Genomic DNA, 16,427 nt, shown 5'->3' with positions numbered 1-16,427 from the left:
CAGCAGCCCTAGCATCGTCCACTAGAACGTAACAGTAGTACGTTCTAGTCCTTCTTCCCGAGTGTCGGAGCAACTGATGTCCAAGAAATCCCCGGTGCGTATGGCACTGATCGGCGCAGGCCGGATCGGTTCGAGCCACGCCGAGCTCGTCGCGAACCATGTCCCCGGTGCCACGTTGGTTGCCGTCGTCGACCCGACGCCCAACGCCGAGCGTCTCGCCGCCGATCTCGACGTGGACGTCGTCGAGCGGTCGGCCGACGCCGTGCTCGCGCGCCCGGACGTCGACGCAGTACTCATCACGACGCCCGCCCGCACCCACACGGACCTGGTCGTTCAGGCTGCTGCGGCCGGCAAGCACGTGTTCGTCGAGAAGCCGATGGCCGTGACCCTCGCCGACGCGGACCGAGCGATCGCCGCAGCGAAGGAAGCAGGCGTCGTCCTTCAGGTCGGGTTCAACCGACGATTCGCGCCGGGATGGATCGCGGCCCGCTCCGCGATCGATGCGGGACGCGTCGGCACTCCGCAGTTGCTCCGCTCGGTCACCCGCGATCCCGGACCGTTCTCCGCCGATCCGGCGCGTATCCCACCGGGAACGATCTTCCTCGAGACCTTGATTCACGACTTCGACGCGCTGTGCTTCCTGAACCCGGGCGCGCGCCCCAAGCGCGTGACAGCGATCGCCGACGCGTTGATCCGTCCCGACGCCAAAGCGGACGGTCATCTCGACACCGCGGTGGTGACGGTCGAGTTCGACAACGGCGCAATTGCCGTGGCGGAAGCGAACTTCAGTGCCCTGTACGGCTACGACGTGCGCGGTGAGGTGTTCGGATCCGGTGGCATGGTCACCATGGGAGATTCGTTGACGAGCAACATGACGTACTACGGCCCCGAGGGTATCGGTATCGACACCGCACGCCGCGACACGGATCTGCTGCGCAGCGCGTACCTCGGCGAGTTCATCGCGTTCGTCGACGCGATCCGGAACGGAACGCAGGCCCAGGTCACCGGCGAGGATGCCCGCATCGCGCTGAGTATCGCGCTCGCCGCGATCGACAGCGCCGCAACAGGACAGGCTGTCGAGGTGTCCGCATGAGCGGAGTGACGCTCGCCGCGTGCGCGGAGATGATCTTTTCGGACCTGCCGCTGATGGACCGCATCGAGCGCATCTCCGAACGCGGTCTGCTCGTGGAGATCTGGGACTGGTCGAGCAAGGACATCGATGCGCTCGCCGGATCCGGAGCCGAATTCTCGTCGATGACGGGTTATCTCACGGGGAACCTGACCGAGCCGGACGGTATCGAGGAACTGCTCGCGACTGCAGCGCAGTCCTTGAAGGTCGCCGACAAGCTCGACTGCCCACGGTTGAACCTGCACGGCACGGGTCTCGGTGACGGAGGTCTTCCGGTTCGGCCGGTCGAGGTCGTGACGCCGTCGATGTGGCTCACTGCCGCAGACACTTTGGGCAAGATCGCCGAGTTGGGCGCCGCCGCCGGTCGGACGTTCGTCCTCGAGAATCTCAACCTCGCGGTCGACCACCCCGGTACTCCCTTCGCGACCGCGTCGGACACCTTGGCGTTGGTCAAGGCAGTCGATCACCCGAATCTGCGTCTGAATCTCGACCTGTACCACGCGCAGATCGGAGAAGGGAACCTGATCGAGTTGGTCACCGAGGCCTTGCCGTACATCGGTGAGATCCAGGTCGCCGATGTACCGGGCCGGTGCGAACCGGGTACGGGCGAAATCAATTACAGCGCAGTGGCATCGGCGCTGAAGAAGATCGGCTACTCCGGTGTGGTCGGAATGGAAGCCTGGGCGTCCGGAGATCCGGACGCCGCGTTGGACGCGTTCGAAGCGGCGTTCGCACCGGCTCGCTGAGTTCTACGGTCGTAGCTCTGCGGGTGCCCATGTAGGCCAAGTGGTGTCACCGACAAGATCGCCCTCGACGAACCTCGCTGCGATGCGGGTGACGTCGGGGGCGGAATTGTCGTACACCGTGGCATGATGCGAGCGCCGAATCGCTTCGGCTACCAACGCCCACAACCGATCGAAGCGTTCGCGGATCTTGTCCTCCGGAACGTCGTGCCCACCCTCGGTGACGCGTACCGCGACGCGGGCGACGGACAGTTCGACGGGAACCATGACCACGTGCAGCACGACGACATAGCCCGCCCGGCGGGCCTTGTCGAGAAAGTCGAGTTTCGACGGGTGGGAGAACACCGTCTCGGCGATGAACGATTCGCCCTGTGACACGAGGCCGTCGCGAATGGTCGACGCGATCCTCGCGGCCTCGTAGGAATGCGCCTCCGGCGCATCGGGCCAGCGCTGCCGCGCGATGACGTCGGCATTCACGAACGCACTTCCCGGAAGCAACGGCGCGAGGCGCTGTTCGACGAACGTCGTCTTACCGGAACCGTTCGCGCCGACGACGAGATCCAGTCGTCTCACAGAACGATCTGGCTACCGTCGGGCAGATGCTTGACGACGCGTCCCTGCTCGTCGAGCGAGACCGTGACGCGCCCCTGTGCAGCGCGATCCGCGACGTGATCGCCGGTAGCAAGCGACTCTTCGAGAGCGCTGGCAACCTCGGCGTTGAACACGACGCCCTCTTCGTCGGAGAGCGCACTCAGCGGTGTCCGGCCGGCCAGCGCGGCTTCGACGCGTCGACGTGCGACCTGCCGCTGATTCGATACCTCACGGCCCACCCGAGCCCAGTGTTCGAGCTGTTGCCTGGCCGAGCGGTTCTCTCGCTCGCCTTCTGCTGCTGCGGCGTCGACCAGTTCGGACGAGAACCGCGTGACCCTGTCGGCGACGTTCGTCATGATTCGCTCCCTCGATCGGCACGCGACACCCAGTGTAGCAATGTGCTACAGCGAACGGCCGGTGTTCTCGGGACTACCCGAGCCGGATCAGGGGGTTGACGTAGCCCACGAGCGAGCCCTAATGTGAGCCAGGCCATTGATTGAAACGTTTCAATCCGCGTTTCGATCCACCGGGACGGCTCACCGTCACTACGTCGCTGGAGAGTCATGACTACCGTCGCAGACGCCGACAATGCGGAGCTCCACAGAGTGTGCTTCCTGCTCAAGCTCAGGCCGGATCGCGTACAGGACTATCTGGCGGCTCACGAACACGTCTGGCCCGACATGCTCGATGCGCTGCGTGACACCGGATGGAAGAACTACTCCCTGTTTCTCCGTCCCGAGGACGGACTCGTCGTCGGCTACGTCGAATCGAAGGATCCCGCCGCGATGACTGCGGCGATGAGCGCGACCGACGTCGACGCCCGATGGCAGCGAAACATGGCCGAGTACTTCGAGCCCGCAGCGCGCCCGGATGCGCCTCTCGAATTCCTGACGCACTACTTCCATCTGACCTGAATTCTTTCGATCCCCCTGACCCCACACATCCTTTCGGAGCCCTCATGAAGATCGGCGCCAAGTCCACCACCGGGTGGCGCGCGACCATATCGGTCGCGATGAGCAACTACATCGAAGCCGGCTCGATCATTGCGATCGCCACTTCACTGACGTTGTGGCAGAACGAGTTCGGCATCAGCAACCTTGCGGTCGGACTACTCGCGGCGTTCAGTGCGAACGCGTTCGGCGCCGCCATCGGTGCCGGTATCGGCGGGCCTCTGTGTGATCGATACGGACGCAAAGCCATCTATACCTACGATCTGATCGTGTACATGGTCGGTGTTCTCATCGCTGCGTTCGCGATGAACTTCGCGATGCTGTTGACGGCCTTCGTCATCACCGGCGTCGCCGTCGGAGCAGGCGTCCCTGCTTCGTGGACGTACATCGCCGAGCAAGCACCGTCGCGCGAACGAGCCCGGCACGTCGGAACAGCGCAACTTGCCTGGTCCGTCGGCCCGTTCATCGGCTTCGCTCTCGCCGCGCTCCTCGCGCCGCTCGATCTGCTCGGATCGCGCATCATCTTCGTGCATCTGTTCGTCGTGGCTGCGGTGGTCTGGTGGATTCGGCAGGGGTTGCCCGAGTCGGCCATCTGGAAGGACGAGGCCGCCGACACTGCAAGCGCTGCTACTCGCGAGAAGACCTTCGGCGCAGCAGGTTTGAAGGGACTGTTCACCAAACGAGTGAACATCACCGCACTTCTGGTGCTCATCGGCATCTACGGCTTCTGGAACACTGTCGCCGGCCAGGCGGGTATCTTCATGCCGCGCGTCTACGAGAGTGCCGGAGTGGAGAGTGCCGTCGAACAGAATCTTCTGCAGGTTCTCGTGTGGGGATGCACCGTTGCCGCGACGTACTTCGGGTTCATGAAGTTCGCGGATCGCATGTCGCAGCGACTGCTGTACTCGATCGGCGCGGCACTGGGCATCGCCGCGTGGGCCATCTTGGTGTTCTTCACCGACGCGGGTATGCCCACCCTGTTGATCTTCGCGATCACGTGGGGCATCTCCAGCGGAATCGGCGCGCAGGCGTTCTACAGCCTGTGGGCGAGTGAGCTGTTCGCGACGCCGTACCGCGCCAGCGCTCAGGGCTTCATGTTCTTCGTCGTGCGGACGGCCACCGGACTGCTCAGCTACTTCTTCCCGACGCTTCTGGCCGCCACCGGGCTCACCACAGTCGGACTTCTGCTCATCGGCCTTCTCACGGTGGCACTGGCGATCGGCGCAGTGTTCGCACCGAACACGCGCGGAAAGTCGTTGCCCGAGATCGAGATCGAGCGCTATGGAACCGTCGTTTCCGACGACCTGACCACCCCCCGCCAGACCCCGAGCCCCACCCCGGAGCGTGCACTGTGACAACACATACCGTTCGACCCGACAGCATTCTCGACGCGCTCGCCATCGAACTTCCGTCCTGGGCCTTCGGGAACTCCGGAACTCGCTTCAAGGTGTTCGGTACACCCGGCACGCCAAGGACGATCCAGGAGAAGATCGCCGACGCGGCGACCGTGCATCGTCTGACGGGACTGGCTCCCGCTGTGGCCCTGCACATTCCATGGGACACGGTCGACAGCTACACCGAATTGAAGTCGTACGCTGCCGATCTGGGAGTGCGTCTGGGAACTGTCAACTCGAATACGTTCCAGGACGACGAGTACAAGTTCGGCAGCCTGACCCACACCGACAAGACGGTGCGGCAGAGAGCGATCGACCACCACCTGCGGTGCCTCGAGATCATGACCGAGATCGGTTCGCAGGATCTGAAGGTGTGGCTGGCCGACGGCACGAACTACCCCGGCCAAGGGGACATCCGCGGTCGCCAGGACAGGCTGGCCGAATCGCTCGCCGCGATCTATCAGCACGTCGGCGAAGGCCAACGACTGGTGCTCGAGTACAAGTTCTTCGAGCCCGCGTTCTACGTCACCGACGTTCCGGACTGGGGCACCTCGTACGCGCACACGGTTGCTCTCGGCGATCGCGCCGCGGTGTGCCTCGACACCGGGCATCACGCACCGGGGACCAACATCGAGTTCATCGTCGCGCAGCTGCTGCGCCTCGGAAAGCTCGGATCGTTCGACTTCAATTCCCGTTTCTACGCGGACGACGACCTCATCGTCGGTGCAGCGGATCCGTTCCAGCTCTTCCGAATTCTGTTCGAGGTGATCCGTGGGGGCGGTCTTGCACCCGACTCCGACCTGGCGTTGATGCTCGATCAGTGCCACAACGTCGAGGCGAAGATTCCCGGTCAGATCCGATCGGTTCTGAACGTGCAGGAAATGACGTTGCGTGCGGCGCTCGTCGACACCGCAGCATTGACGGCCGCGCAGGAAACGGGAGACGTGCTGGCTGCCAACGGGATCTTCATGGACGCGTTCTACACCGACGTTCGCCCGCAGCTGGCGTCGTGGCGTGAGGGCCGCGGGCTGCCGGCCGATCCGATGCGTGCCTACGCCGAATCGGGCTACCAGGAGAAGATCGAGGCCGAACGCGTCGGCGGAACCCAGACGTCCTGGGGTGCGTGAACCATGACAACAGAGCAGGAAGTGACGATGAACCCGACCGTTCGAGACCTTCTGTCCAGATCGAACCGTCTCGGCTCCGATCCGAGCAACACCAACTACGCAGGTGGCAACACCTCCGCCAAGGGCACCGACATCGATCCGGTCACGGGTGCCGACGTGGAATTGATGTGGGTCAAGGGATCCGGAGGCGATCTCGGCACGTTGACAGAGGCCGGGCTGGCCGTGCTCAGACTCGACCGGCTCCGTTCGCTCGTCGACGTCTATCCCGGCGTGGACCGCGAGGACGAGATGGTCGCGGCGTTCGACTACACCCTGCACGGCCGCGGGGGTGCTGCGCCGTCGATCGACACGGCGATGCACGGACTCGTCGACGCACCTCACGTCGACCACCTGCATCCCGATTCGGGTATCGCGATCGCGACCGCTGCCGACGGCGAGGAGCTGACCCGGAAGATCTACGGCGACACCGTCGTCTGGGTTCCGTGGCGACGTCCGGGTTTCCAGCTCGGACTGGACATCTCGGCGATCAAGGCGGCCAACCCGCAGGCCATCGGCTGTATTCTCGGCGGCCACGGCATCACCGCATGGGGTGAGACGTCCGACGATGCGGAAGCGAACTCGCTCCACATCATCCGCACGGCCGAGGCGTATCTGGCCGAGCACGGCACGGCCGAGCCGTTCGGCGCACCACTCGACGGCTATGCCGCGCTCCCGGAGGCCGAGCGCCGCGCGAAGGCAGCGGCACTGGCCCCGCACATTCGCGGCCTTGCGTCGACCGACGAACCGAAGGTCGGGCACTACACGGATTCGCAGGTCGTACTGGACTTCCTGGCCGCGAGCGAACACCCGCGCCTTGCCGCCCTCGGCACGAGCTGCCCCGACCACTTCCTGCGCACCAAGGTCAAGCCTCTCGTTCTCGACCTGCCGGCGGATGCACCCGTCGAACAGTGCGTGCAGCGCCTGCAGACGCTGCACGAGGCCTACCGCAAGGACTACCAGGCCTACTACGAGCGCTTCGCGACCGAGGACTCTCCGGCGATGCGCGGCGCCGATCCCGCCATCGTCCTGATCCCCGGTGTCGGCATGTTCAGCTACGGCGCCAACAAGCAGACCGCACGCGTCGCGGGCGAGTTCTACGTCAACGCCGTCAACGTCATGCGCGGCGCGGAATCGGTGTCGACGTACAGTCCCATCGACGAATCCGAGAAGTTCCGCATCGAGTACTGGGCGCTGGAGGAGGCCAAGCTCGCACGGATGCCGAAACCCAAGCCATTGGCGACGCGCATCGCGCTGGTCACGGGGGCCGCGTCGGGAATCGGGAAGGCCATTGCGCGCCGGCTCGCGGCGGAAGGCGCGTGCGTCGTCATCGCGGACCTGGACGAGCAGAAGGCGGCCGACGTCGCGGCCGAGATCGGCAGCACCGACGTCGCGATCGGTGTGCGCGCCGACGTCACCGACGAAGCTGCGGTGCAGGCGGCTGTCGACGCGACGGTGTTGGCATTCGGTGGCATCGACCTCGTCGTGAACAACGCCGGCCTGTCGCTGTCGAAGCCGCTGCTGGAGACGACCGTCGCGGATTGGGACCTGCAGCACGACGTCATGGCACGGGGATCGTTCCTGGTGTCCCGCGCGGCTGCGTCGGCGCTGATCGCGCAGAAGATGGGCGGTGACATTCTGTACATCTCGTCCAAGAACTCGGTGTTCGCCGGCCCGAACAACATCGCGTACTCGGCGACCAAGGCCGACCAGGCGCACCAAGTTCGTTTGCTCGCAGCGGAACTCGGTGAGCACGGCGTCAAGGTCAACGGCATCAACCCCGACGGTGTCGTGCAGGGATCGGGCATCTTCGCGGCCGGCTGGGGCGCCTCGCGCGCCGCGGTCTACGGTGTCGAGGAGAAGGACCTGGGCAAGTTCTACGCGCAGCGCACGCTGTTGAAGCGTGAGGTGCTGCCGGAGAACATCGCGGGTGCTGCGTTCGCACTGTGCACGTCGGACTTCTCGCACACGACGGGCCTGCACGTGCCCGTCGATGCAGGAGTCGCGGCGGCATTCCTGCGATGAGCCTGTCGACGGTCGCGGCAGTCGACCTCGGCGCGACGAGCGGTCGCGTCGTGGTCGGCGTGGTCGGCACCGACGCCGCAGGACGGGATGTGCTGGATCTCGACGTCGTGGCGCGTTTCCCCAACGAACCCCTGCGGTTGTGGAACGGAACCAGGACTGCACTGCACACGGACGTGCCAGGCTTGTTCGGGCACATCCGAAAGGGGCTGGCCGACGTCGTGCGGCAGTCGGAGAACCTGGTGAGTATCGGCGTCGATTCCTGGGCCGTCGACTACGGTCTGCTGCGCGGTGGGCGACTGCTCGGCCTGCCGCATCACTACCGTGACGAACGGTCCGAGCGCGGCGTCCAACTGGTCGAATCCGTCGTCGGCCGTGAAGAATTGTTCTCTCGCAACGGTTTACAGTTCTTGCCGTTCAACACGGTGTATCAGCTTGCGGTCGAGAAGGAAGACGGACTGCTGGGCGTCGCAGATCGGGCTCTGCTGGTGCCGGACCTCGTCTCGTACTGGTTGACCGGACGCGAGGTCACCGAACGGACCAATGCATCCACGACGGGCCTGTTCGGAACCGACGGGGTGCCCGATGTCGATCTGATGGCACGGCTCGGACTCGACCCGTCGCTGTTCGCGGACGTGGTCGACCCTGGGACCGTGTTGGGTCCGGTACTGCCCGGCGTGCTCGACGTGGACACGAGTGCTGTCGTCACCACGGTCGGTTCGCACGACACGGCGTCGGCGGTTGCGGCAGTTCCGATGGATCCTTCGTCGTCGGTGTACATATCCTGTGGCACGTGGGGACTCGTCGGAGCGGAAACCGCGGCCCCGGTGCTCGGTTCAGCCGTGCGCGAGGCGGGATTCACCAACGAGGCCGGGGTCGACGGCCGAAACAGACTGTTGCACAACGTCATGGGACTGTGGCTGCTGTCGGAGACCGTGCGAGAGTGGAGCCGGTCCGACGGAGCGCCGGTCGATCTGCCGACGATGCTCGCTGCCGCGGCCCAATGCCCATCGCCTGCGCACGTCTTCGACGCCGACGACCCGGTGTTCCTGTCCCGCGGCGACATGCCGCGGCGGATCCGCTCCTGGTATCTGGAGCGAGACCTCGACGCGCCGTCGTCGCGAGTGGAGATGGTTCGCGCCGTCGTCGAGTCGTTGGCCGCGGCATTCGCCCGTGCGGTGCACGACGCGGCGTCGCTCGCAGGCTTCTCGGCCCGGCAGATTCACGTCGTCGGCGGCGGAGCCCAGAATTCGCTGCTGTGCAAGATTCTGGCGGATCGGTCGGGTATCCCGGTCCTTGCTGGACCGGCGGAAGCAACGGCGTTGGGTAACGTCCTGGTACAGGCACGTGCCCACGGTTCGATTCACGGTGAACTCGACCGGCTGCGTCGTATCGTTGCAACCACGTTCCCGCCGACGCAGTACACACCAGCGGTCTCCCGCACCTGTTCGCAGCGGGCGAGAACGGCATGAACAACGAGAAAGGATCAGCAATGGTCAAGAGGCAGGTCCCGAAGGTGCGCGATCTCGCGCCCCTCATGCAGTTCAAGAAGCCGCAGCTGAACGCGAAGAAGCGCCGTCTCGACGCGGCCCTGACGATCGAGGATCTTCGAAAGATCGCCAAGCGTCGCACTCCGACGGCCGCCTTCGACTACACCGACGGATCGGCCGAAGCCGAGTTGTCGATCACGCGTGCGCGACAGGCGTTCCAGGACATCGAATTTCGCCCGTCGATCCTGCGCGATGTGTCGAAGGTATCGACCGGGTGGGACGTGCTCGGTGCACCGGTCGCGCAGCCATTCGGCATCGCGCCGACCGGGTTCACACGCATGATGCAGACCGAGGGCGAGATCGCCGGGGCGCGCGCTGCGGCCCGTGCGGGAATTCCGTTCTCGTTGTCGACGATGGGAACGCACTCCATCGAGGATGTGCGCGACGCGAATCCGCACGGCCGCAATTGGTTTCAGCTGTACATGTGGAAGGACCGCGAGCGCTCGATGGCTCTCGTCGAGCGGGCGGCGAAGGCGAATTTCGACACCCTGCTCGTCACCGTCGATGTCCCGGTGGCGGGTGCACGGCTGCGCGACAAGCGCAACGGTATGACCATTCCGCCTGCGCTGACGCCCGGGACGGTGATGAATGCGCTCCCTCGGCCGCAGTGGTGGATCGACTTCCTCACGACCGAGCCGCTGTCGTTCGCGTCGATCGACCGCTGGTCCGGCACCGTCGCCGAACTGCTCGACACGATGTTCGATCCGACGGTCACCTTCGAGGACCTCGCCTGGATCAAGACGCAGTGGCCAGGAAAGCTGGTGGTCAAGGGAATTCAGACGCTGGACGACGCGAAAGCCGTCACGGACCTCGGAGCGGACGGCCTCATCCTGTCCAATCACGGTGGGCGACAGCTCGATCGCGCCCCCATCCCGTTCCATCTGCTGCCCGATGTCGCACGGGAGGTGGGTTCGGACACCGAGGTGATGCTCGACACCGGCATCATGTCGGGCGCCGACATCGTCGCGTCCATTGCGCTCGGCGCCCGATTCACGCTGGTCGGGCGTGCGTACCTGTACGGGCTGATGGCGGGCGGTGAGGCAGGCGTGAACCGGGCGATCGACATTCTGTCCGAACAGGTCGAGCGCACGATGCGGCTGCTCGGCGTCACGTCGCTCGAAGAACTCGAACCGGGCCACGTGACGCAGCTCGAGCGTCTGGTGCCGCGGCCCCGTTCCTGATACCGCGTTCGCCGACATACGCGGAGCTGGAAGACTGCTGTCGTGGCAAAGAGCATGAAGCAGGTGGCCGCCGCGGCCGGTGTGTCCGTCGGCACGGTCTCGAACGTGCTGAACGCGCCGGACAAGGTGGCGCCTGCCACCGTGGACCGGGTCATGGCGGCCATCGACGAATTGGGCTTCGTACGCAACGACGCCGCCCGGCAACTGCGCGCGGGACGGTCGCGATGCATCGGTCTCGTCGTCCTCGACCTGGGGAACCCGTTCTTCACCGACATTGCTCGCGGCGCGGAAGCGAATGCGTTCGAACGCAATCTGATGGTCCTGTCGGCGTCGACCGACGACAAGCCCGACCGTGAGCGGCTGTACCTCGACACATTCGACGAACAGCGGGTTCACGGGGTGCTGGTGTCACCGGTCGGCGAGAATCTGTCCCGGCTCGAGCTGTTGCAGTCGCGCGGAACTCCGGTGGTGTTGGTCGACCGGGACGGCACGGGTACGCCGTTCTCGTCGGTCGCGGTGGACGACGTCGCGGGCGGCGCGATGGCAGTGCGTCACCTGTGCGAGCAGGGGCGCAGGCGACTGGCCTACGTCGGCGGGCCGTCGAGTCTCAGGCAGGTCGCGGACCGCCTGCGTGGTGCACGCGCCGCCGCACAGGAATTCGACGGAACCGAACTCGAGGTCGTCGACACACCCGACTCGAGCGTCCTCGCGGGCAGGGCCGCCGCGGCCGCCATCGTCGACCGTGCTCCGCAGGACAGGCCCGACGCGATCTTCTGCGCGAACGACCTTCTCGCACTGGGTGTTCTGCAGAGTCTGGTCCTGCTCGGTCGCTCGGTGGTACCGGACGACATCGCCGTCATCGGGTACGACGACATCGATTTCGCGGCGTCGGCTGTCGTCTCGCTGTCGTCCGTTCGTCAGCCGAGCCGCGACATCGGCCATGCCGCAGTCGATTTGCTCGAGCGATCGGTAGCAGACCCGTCGGCACCCCCGAGGCATGTTCGGTTCAAGCCGACGCTGACCGTGCGGGCGTCGACGACTGCGGCCACGCCTCCCGCCGACACGCGGAAGGCGTAGCCGTCGGACGTCAGGAAATGATCGCGTCGGCCTCGATCTCGACCAGGAGGGCGTCGTCGATCAGTGCATTCACGCCGAGCAGCGTGGTGGCGGGCCGGATGGCTCCGAAGATCTCACCGTGGACGGCGGCGACGTCCTGCCACTGCGACACGTCGCGCAGGTAGATGCGAGTGCGGATGACGTCCTGCAGGGATGCGCCCGCGTCGACGAGAGCTGCTTCGATGGTCGCGAGGGCAGCGCGAGTCTGGTCGGCGACGGTCTCGCCCGGTGCCGTCGTGCCCGAGACCGCGACGGTGTTACCGATGCGGACGGCGCGGCTGTATCCGATCTTCGGTTCCCACTCGGAGCCGGACGAGATGTTGGTTCTGTTGCTCATGGCTGCAATCTTCCTTCAGCGAGTGGGGGACGCCGGATCCGGGGCGAGAATTTCACCGACGCTGTCGACGGGGGTGCGCGACGCCGACGCCGTCGCCAGTGCGGCACGGAAGGCGCGGACGGCGGGATGGCGACCGCGGCCTTCCCGGACAGCGGTGTAGATCGTGCGCTGAGGTCGTCCTGGCAACGTGCTGAGCTCGAGACCGTCGGACTGGTCGGCGGCGATCAAGGCGGGAATGAACGCGGCCGCATGGCCGGTCCGGACGAGGTGCGCATGCATGAGCGGGTCGGGGCTGACGAACGTGACCCTGGGTTCGAACCCGGCTGCCCGGCACACCGAGCGCCCCCAGATGCCGGTCGGGGTGTCGGCCGGGTCCATCGCCCACGGCGCGTCGGCCAGATCGACGAGTCGCCGTCCGGGCGACAACCAGTCCGTGCCGTCGGGCACTGCGAGCATCAGTAGATCTGCGGCGAGATCGGCCCGATCGACGTTGGGCCTGACCTCCTCGGGCAGCCCGGGGTACTCCTCGCCGAGGATCAGGTCGTACGTATGCGAGAGCAACCCGTCGTACGCCTGTCCCATGTGGTGCTGATCGAACTCGACGGACAACGACGGATGCTCGACGGCCAGAAGATCCAGGACGGCGGGAACGATCGCGAACACGACGGTTTGGAACGACGCGACCCGCAACGTCCCCTGGACTGCCGACTGCGCGGCAGCCAGATCCGATTCGGCCTCTTCGAGCTGCCGAAGGACAACCTCGGCGTGTGCGGCGAGACCGACAGCCGCGTCGGTCAGCGTGACGCCGCGTCCCACCGGCTCCAGCAGGCGCACGCCCACCTCCTTCTCGAGCAGCGACAACTGCTGAGAGACGGCAGACGGCGTGTACGAGAGCGCGCGTGCCACGCCTGCGAGTGTTCCCCGACGCTGCAGTTCGAGCAGAACGCGCAACCGCGGGACGTTCAACATGCGATCTCCCTGATAGGTAAGTAACTGTGATCGATATTGGTAAAAATGATTCGCTGGACTTACCTTAGACGGTCCGCAAAGCTGAATCCATGGCAAGTTTCAGTCGAATGCAAGGCACCGGGTCCGCAGTGGCGATGATCGTCGGATCGTGTGTGTCGTTGCAGTTCGGCGCCGCGCTGGCGGTCCAGATATTCCCGCTGGCCGGGTCCTGGGCGGTCACCGCCGCCCGTCTCGCCATCGCAGCCGTGTTGCTCGCGGTGTTCGTTCGTCCCCGAGTCCGGCAATGGTCGCGGGCTCAGTGGAAGGTCGTCTGCGCGCTCGGTGCGTCGTTGGCGGCGATGAACGGGTCGTTCTACGCCGCCATCGAACGAATTCCCCTCGGTGTGGCCGTGTCGATCGAGTTCCTCGGTCCACTGGTTCTCGCGGCGGTGTTGTCGCGTCGGCGCGTCGACCTGTGCTGGGCAGGTGTCGCCCTGGTGGGAATGGCGATGCTCGGGATCGAATCGGCCGTGCATTCGACGTCGCTCGACCCGATCGGCGTACTGTTCGCGCTCCTCGCGGCCGGATTCTGGTCGCTGTACATCCTCGCGAATGCACGTGTCGCGCAGGATGTTCCGGGCACCGGCGGCCTCGCCGTCGCACTTGCTGTCGGCTCGATCTGCATCATGCCGATCGGCATGATGCAGGGCATCGAGGCGTTCGCCGATCCGAAGGTGTTGGCGATCGTCGCCCTGGTGGGGCTACTGTCGTCGGCCATACCGTATTCACTCGAACTTGCTGCCCTACGGCGCATTCCGCGCAACGTGTTCGGAGTGCTGCTCAGCCTCGAACCGATCTTCGCGACGCTCGCAGGTTGGCTGCTGCTGCATCAGAGTGCGGGTGTTCTGCGCCTGTCGGCTATTGCTCTCGTCATCGTCGCCACCGTGGGAACTGTTGTGACCGCGGAGAAGAAGCAGTCGTCGACGATCGATCCCACCGACGAGCTGCAGCGTCCGAGTCAGCCCTCACCGGTGTAGCGGGCTCACAGTGCGCGGGCGAGGCGGTCGATCGCCTCGACGATCGTGTCCGGTGCGCAGGCCAGGTTCATCCTCGCGAAGCCCCTACCTTCCGTGCCGAAGCTGATGCCGTCGGACAGAGCGAGTTTCGCGTGGTGGAGTGCACGGTCGGCAGGGTCGTCGCCCCAGCCGAGGCCGCGCAGATCCAACCATGCAAGGTAGGTCGCATTCGGCCGTCGTAGCGTGACGTGCGGAAGCTTCTCCGCGAGTTGTTGTTCCAGGACGGTGAAGTTGCGTTCGATCGTCGAGATCGTGGCGGCGAGCCATTCTCGACCGTGTGTGAAGCCTTCGCGCGTAGCCATGAGTCCGAGTAGTCCCGCGCGGAAGGCCACCTCGTCGGGTAGGCCCCGTATGAGGTCGGTCATGCGGTCGGATTCGGCGACGAACAGCGCGCTCATCAATCCGGCGAGATTGAATGCCTTGCTACCGGATTCGGCTGCGATACCGTGTTCGCGCGCCTCGTCGGACACCGTCAGGTAGGGCGTGAACGTCGTGCCGTGGTGCGTCAGTGGGGCATGAATTTCGTCGCTGACGACCACCGCATCGTGACGAGCGACGATGCGCGACAACTCGGTCAGTGTTTCACGTGAATGCACCAGTCCGACGGGGTTGTGCGGGCTGCACAACAGGAGTGCACGGGCTCCTTTCTCGAAGGCGCGGTCGATGCCGTCGAGATCGAGCGAGTACTGCCGACCGTCGTCGGACAACGGTACTTCGACGACGCGACCACCTGCTTCGGGGACAAGCTCGAAGAACGGTGGGTAGATCGGTGGGTTGATGATCACGCCGTCACCCGGTTCGATGAGTCTGCGCAGGGACTCGACGATGACGACACTGACGTCGGTGGCGTACCCCATACGTTCCGGGTTCGCATCCCAGTTCCAGACATCCGAGGCGTACGACGCGAAAGCCCGTGCAGCACTGGCGTCGTGTGGATCGACGTACCCGGTGTCACCCGCGTCCAGCGCAGCGTGCAGCGCCGCTCTGATCGGCGGTGCGAGTGGAAAATCCATCTCGGCGACGAACATCGGCAGCACATCGTCAGGGTGGGTGCGCCATTTCTCGCTGGTGCGCTTGCGGAGCGTTTCCATCGAATCCGCAGATGTCATGGTCCGGCCTCCTCGATGCTGTGTGGGCACTGTCCCAGGCTAGCGGGGCGATCCATGACATCCGTCATGGCCGATCAATGGCGTCGTAACTTCATCTCATGGTGGTCTGCACTGTTGTGGGCACGTCGTCGCGACGACAGTGGAGAACATGAACGACAACGCCACAGCAACGATCGACGAGGAGGGCACGATGACGACGCCGGACCCAGCTCAGGAGCAAGCGAAGGACGTCGATGCCACGCAGGTACTGCTGAACAGTCTCGGCGGTGTCAGCGGCATCATCTACACAGCGATTCCGGTCGTGGCCTTCGTGACCGCCAACGCGCTCGTCGCACTCCCTGCCGCGATCGGCATTGCCGTCGCTGTCGCGCTCGTCATCACCGTGGTTCGCATGCGACGAGGTGAACCGATCTCACAAGCGATCGGCGGACTGATCGGCGTTGTCGCCGCTGGAGTTGTCGCCGCGTGGACCGGATCCGGCAGCGGATACTTCCTGATCGGTATCTGGACGTCGCTCGGCGGTGCGGTGATCATGCTCGCGTCGGTTCTGGCACGCCGGCCGTTGACAGGAATACTCTGGAGCGCGCTGCACGGCAACAGGTTCCGTTGGCGCGCAGAGCGCACTGTTCTCCGCGCGCACGACGTCGCCACGCTGACGTTCGCCGTGCTGTTCGGCGCCCGCTACATCGTGCAGGACTGGCTGTACGACACCGACGCCACGGGATGGTTGGCATTCGCGAAAATCGCAATGGGCACACCGTTGTTCGCGCTGTCCGTACTCGTCACGGTGTGGGCGTTCCGTCGGTCGACCAAGCATCTCGCGGAGCCGGCACGGGTGTGAGAACGTTGTAGTTACCGACAGACTCGCCGACGGAAATCCGTCGGCGAGTTTTGGTTTTGGCCGAATCTGTAATCGGCTGTGGCGGTGTGGGTCTGCCTCGAACCGGTGTTCCGGAACTTGTCGGTGGGTGCGGCTATGGTGTGGTTGATGGTCGTGGGGGACGAGTCGATGGGGGCGGTTTCGGTGAATGCTGTTGGTGGGGGCGTTGATTGGTCGTCGGAGGTGCCGTCGGTGCCGGAGTGGTATGTGTCCGATGCGGAGGCGGAGGGGGTGTCGT

At 65.2% G+C, this 16,427-nt stretch carries 16 protein-coding genes; 11 read left to right on the top strand and 5 right to left on the bottom strand.

The annotated features are described in order from the left end of the window. The first annotated feature begins 76 nt into the window (after nt 1-76). Entirely contained in the window at nt 77-1,093 is a 1,017-nt protein-coding gene (locus HQ354_RS23430) for a Gfo/Idh/MocA family oxidoreductase (RefSeq protein ID WP_222635728.1), read from the top strand. Further along, complete coding sequence (locus HQ354_RS23425; RefSeq protein ID WP_222635727.1) at nt 1,090-1,875, top strand: TIM barrel protein; 786 nt, start codon at nt 1,090-1,092, stop codon at nt 1,873-1,875. The genes HQ354_RS23430 and HQ354_RS23425 overlap by 4 nt, the downstream gene beginning before the upstream one ends. A 3-nt stretch (nt 1,876-1,878) precedes the next feature. Here HQ354_RS23425 and HQ354_RS23420 read toward each other — a convergent pair whose 3' ends face one another. Further along, the gene (locus HQ354_RS23420) at nt 1,879-2,445 is read right to left on the bottom strand and encodes a zeta toxin family protein (RefSeq protein ID WP_222635726.1); all 567 of its coding nucleotides are present in this window, start codon (nt 2,443-2,445) and stop codon (nt 1,879-1,881) included. Continuing rightward, nucleotides 2,442-2,819, bottom strand: coding sequence for a hypothetical protein (locus HQ354_RS23415; protein WP_114328821.1), 378 nt, complete (start codon nt 2,817-2,819; stop codon nt 2,442-2,444). The genes HQ354_RS23420 and HQ354_RS23415 overlap by 4 nt, the downstream gene beginning before the upstream one ends. A 207-nt stretch (nt 2,820-3,026) precedes the next feature. Here HQ354_RS23415 and HQ354_RS23410 point away from each other — a divergent pair, with 207 nt between their 5' ends. From HQ354_RS23410 to HQ354_RS23380, 7 genes are read left to right on the top strand one after another with little or no spacing between them, the layout of a single operon-like run. Then, entirely contained in the window at nt 3,027-3,377 is a 351-nt protein-coding gene (locus HQ354_RS23410; RefSeq protein ID WP_222635725.1) for an L-rhamnose mutarotase, read from the top strand. A gap of 44 nt (nt 3,378-3,421) precedes the next feature. Continuing rightward, entirely contained in the window at nt 3,422-4,768 is a 1,347-nt protein-coding gene (locus tag HQ354_RS23405; RefSeq protein WP_068425253.1) for an MFS transporter, read from the top strand. After that, nucleotides 4,765-5,934: an L-rhamnose isomerase gene (gene rhaI, locus HQ354_RS23400; protein ID WP_068425251.1), complete on the top strand. Its 1,170-nt coding sequence runs from the start codon at nt 4,765-4,767 to the stop codon at nt 5,932-5,934. Before HQ354_RS23405 ends, rhaI begins: the two co-directional genes overlap by 4 nt. 3 nt (nt 5,935-5,937) lie before the next feature. Then, on the top strand, nt 5,938-7,995 hold the full coding sequence (locus HQ354_RS23395; protein ID WP_068425249.1) for a bifunctional rhamnulose-1-phosphate aldolase/short-chain dehydrogenase: 2,058 nt from the start codon (nt 5,938-5,940) through the stop codon (nt 7,993-7,995). Beyond that, nucleotides 7,992-9,464, top strand: coding sequence for a rhamnulokinase family protein (locus HQ354_RS23390; RefSeq protein WP_068425245.1), 1,473 nt, complete (start codon nt 7,992-7,994; stop codon nt 9,462-9,464). The genes HQ354_RS23395 and HQ354_RS23390 overlap by 4 nt, the downstream gene beginning before the upstream one ends. Before the next feature lie 20 nt (nt 9,465-9,484). Next, a complete protein-coding gene (locus HQ354_RS23385; RefSeq protein WP_068426171.1) occupies nt 9,485-10,723 on the top strand; it encodes an alpha-hydroxy acid oxidase in 1,239 nt (412 codons plus the stop codon). Between the two features lie 42 nt (nt 10,724-10,765). Beyond that, nucleotides 10,766-11,800 carry a LacI family DNA-binding transcriptional regulator gene (locus tag HQ354_RS23380; RefSeq protein ID WP_308115281.1) on the top strand — a complete coding sequence of 345 codons (1,035 nt, stop codon included), beginning with the start codon at nt 10,766-10,768 and terminating at the stop codon, nt 11,798-11,800. A gap of 10 nt (nt 11,801-11,810) precedes the next feature. On the opposite strand, the gene HQ354_RS23375 is transcribed toward HQ354_RS23380, so the two are convergent. Continuing rightward, nucleotides 11,811-12,176 (bottom strand): RidA family protein, encoded by a 366-nt coding sequence (locus HQ354_RS23375; protein WP_222635724.1) that lies wholly within the window; start codon nt 12,174-12,176, stop codon nt 11,811-11,813. Between the two features lie 15 nt (nt 12,177-12,191). Continuing rightward, the gene (locus HQ354_RS23370) at nt 12,192-13,145 is read right to left on the bottom strand and encodes a LysR family transcriptional regulator (protein ID WP_222635723.1); all 954 of its coding nucleotides are present in this window, start codon (nt 13,143-13,145) and stop codon (nt 12,192-12,194) included. 89 nt (nt 13,146-13,234) lie between these two features. Between HQ354_RS23370 and HQ354_RS23365 the strand changes: the two genes are divergently transcribed. Continuing rightward, nucleotides 13,235-14,161, top strand: a complete 927-nt coding sequence (locus tag HQ354_RS23365) for a DMT family transporter (protein WP_243636627.1) — start codon at nt 13,235-13,237, stop codon at nt 14,159-14,161. 5 nt (nt 14,162-14,166) lie between these two features. Here the strand turns inward: HQ354_RS23365 and HQ354_RS23360 are convergent, their stop codons facing one another. Beyond that, on the bottom strand, nt 14,167-15,309 hold the full coding sequence (locus HQ354_RS23360; protein WP_222635722.1) for a MalY/PatB family protein: 1,143 nt from the start codon (nt 15,307-15,309) through the stop codon (nt 14,167-14,169). A 148-nt stretch (nt 15,310-15,457) separates the two neighbouring features. On the opposite strand from HQ354_RS23360, the gene HQ354_RS23355 reads away from it, so the two are divergent. Then, entirely contained in the window at nt 15,458-16,150 is a 693-nt protein-coding gene (locus HQ354_RS23355; RefSeq protein WP_222635721.1) for a DUF3159 domain-containing protein, read from the top strand. Nucleotides 16,151-16,427 lie beyond the last annotated feature (277 nt).

It is taken from the genome of Rhodococcus sp. BP-261 (assembly GCF_019835205.1).
GTDB classification, from domain to species: domain Bacteria; phylum Actinomycetota; class Actinomycetes; order Mycobacteriales; family Mycobacteriaceae; genus Rhodococcoides; species Rhodococcoides kyotonensis_B.
This window is presented reverse-complemented; position numbering and strand designations above follow the sequence as displayed.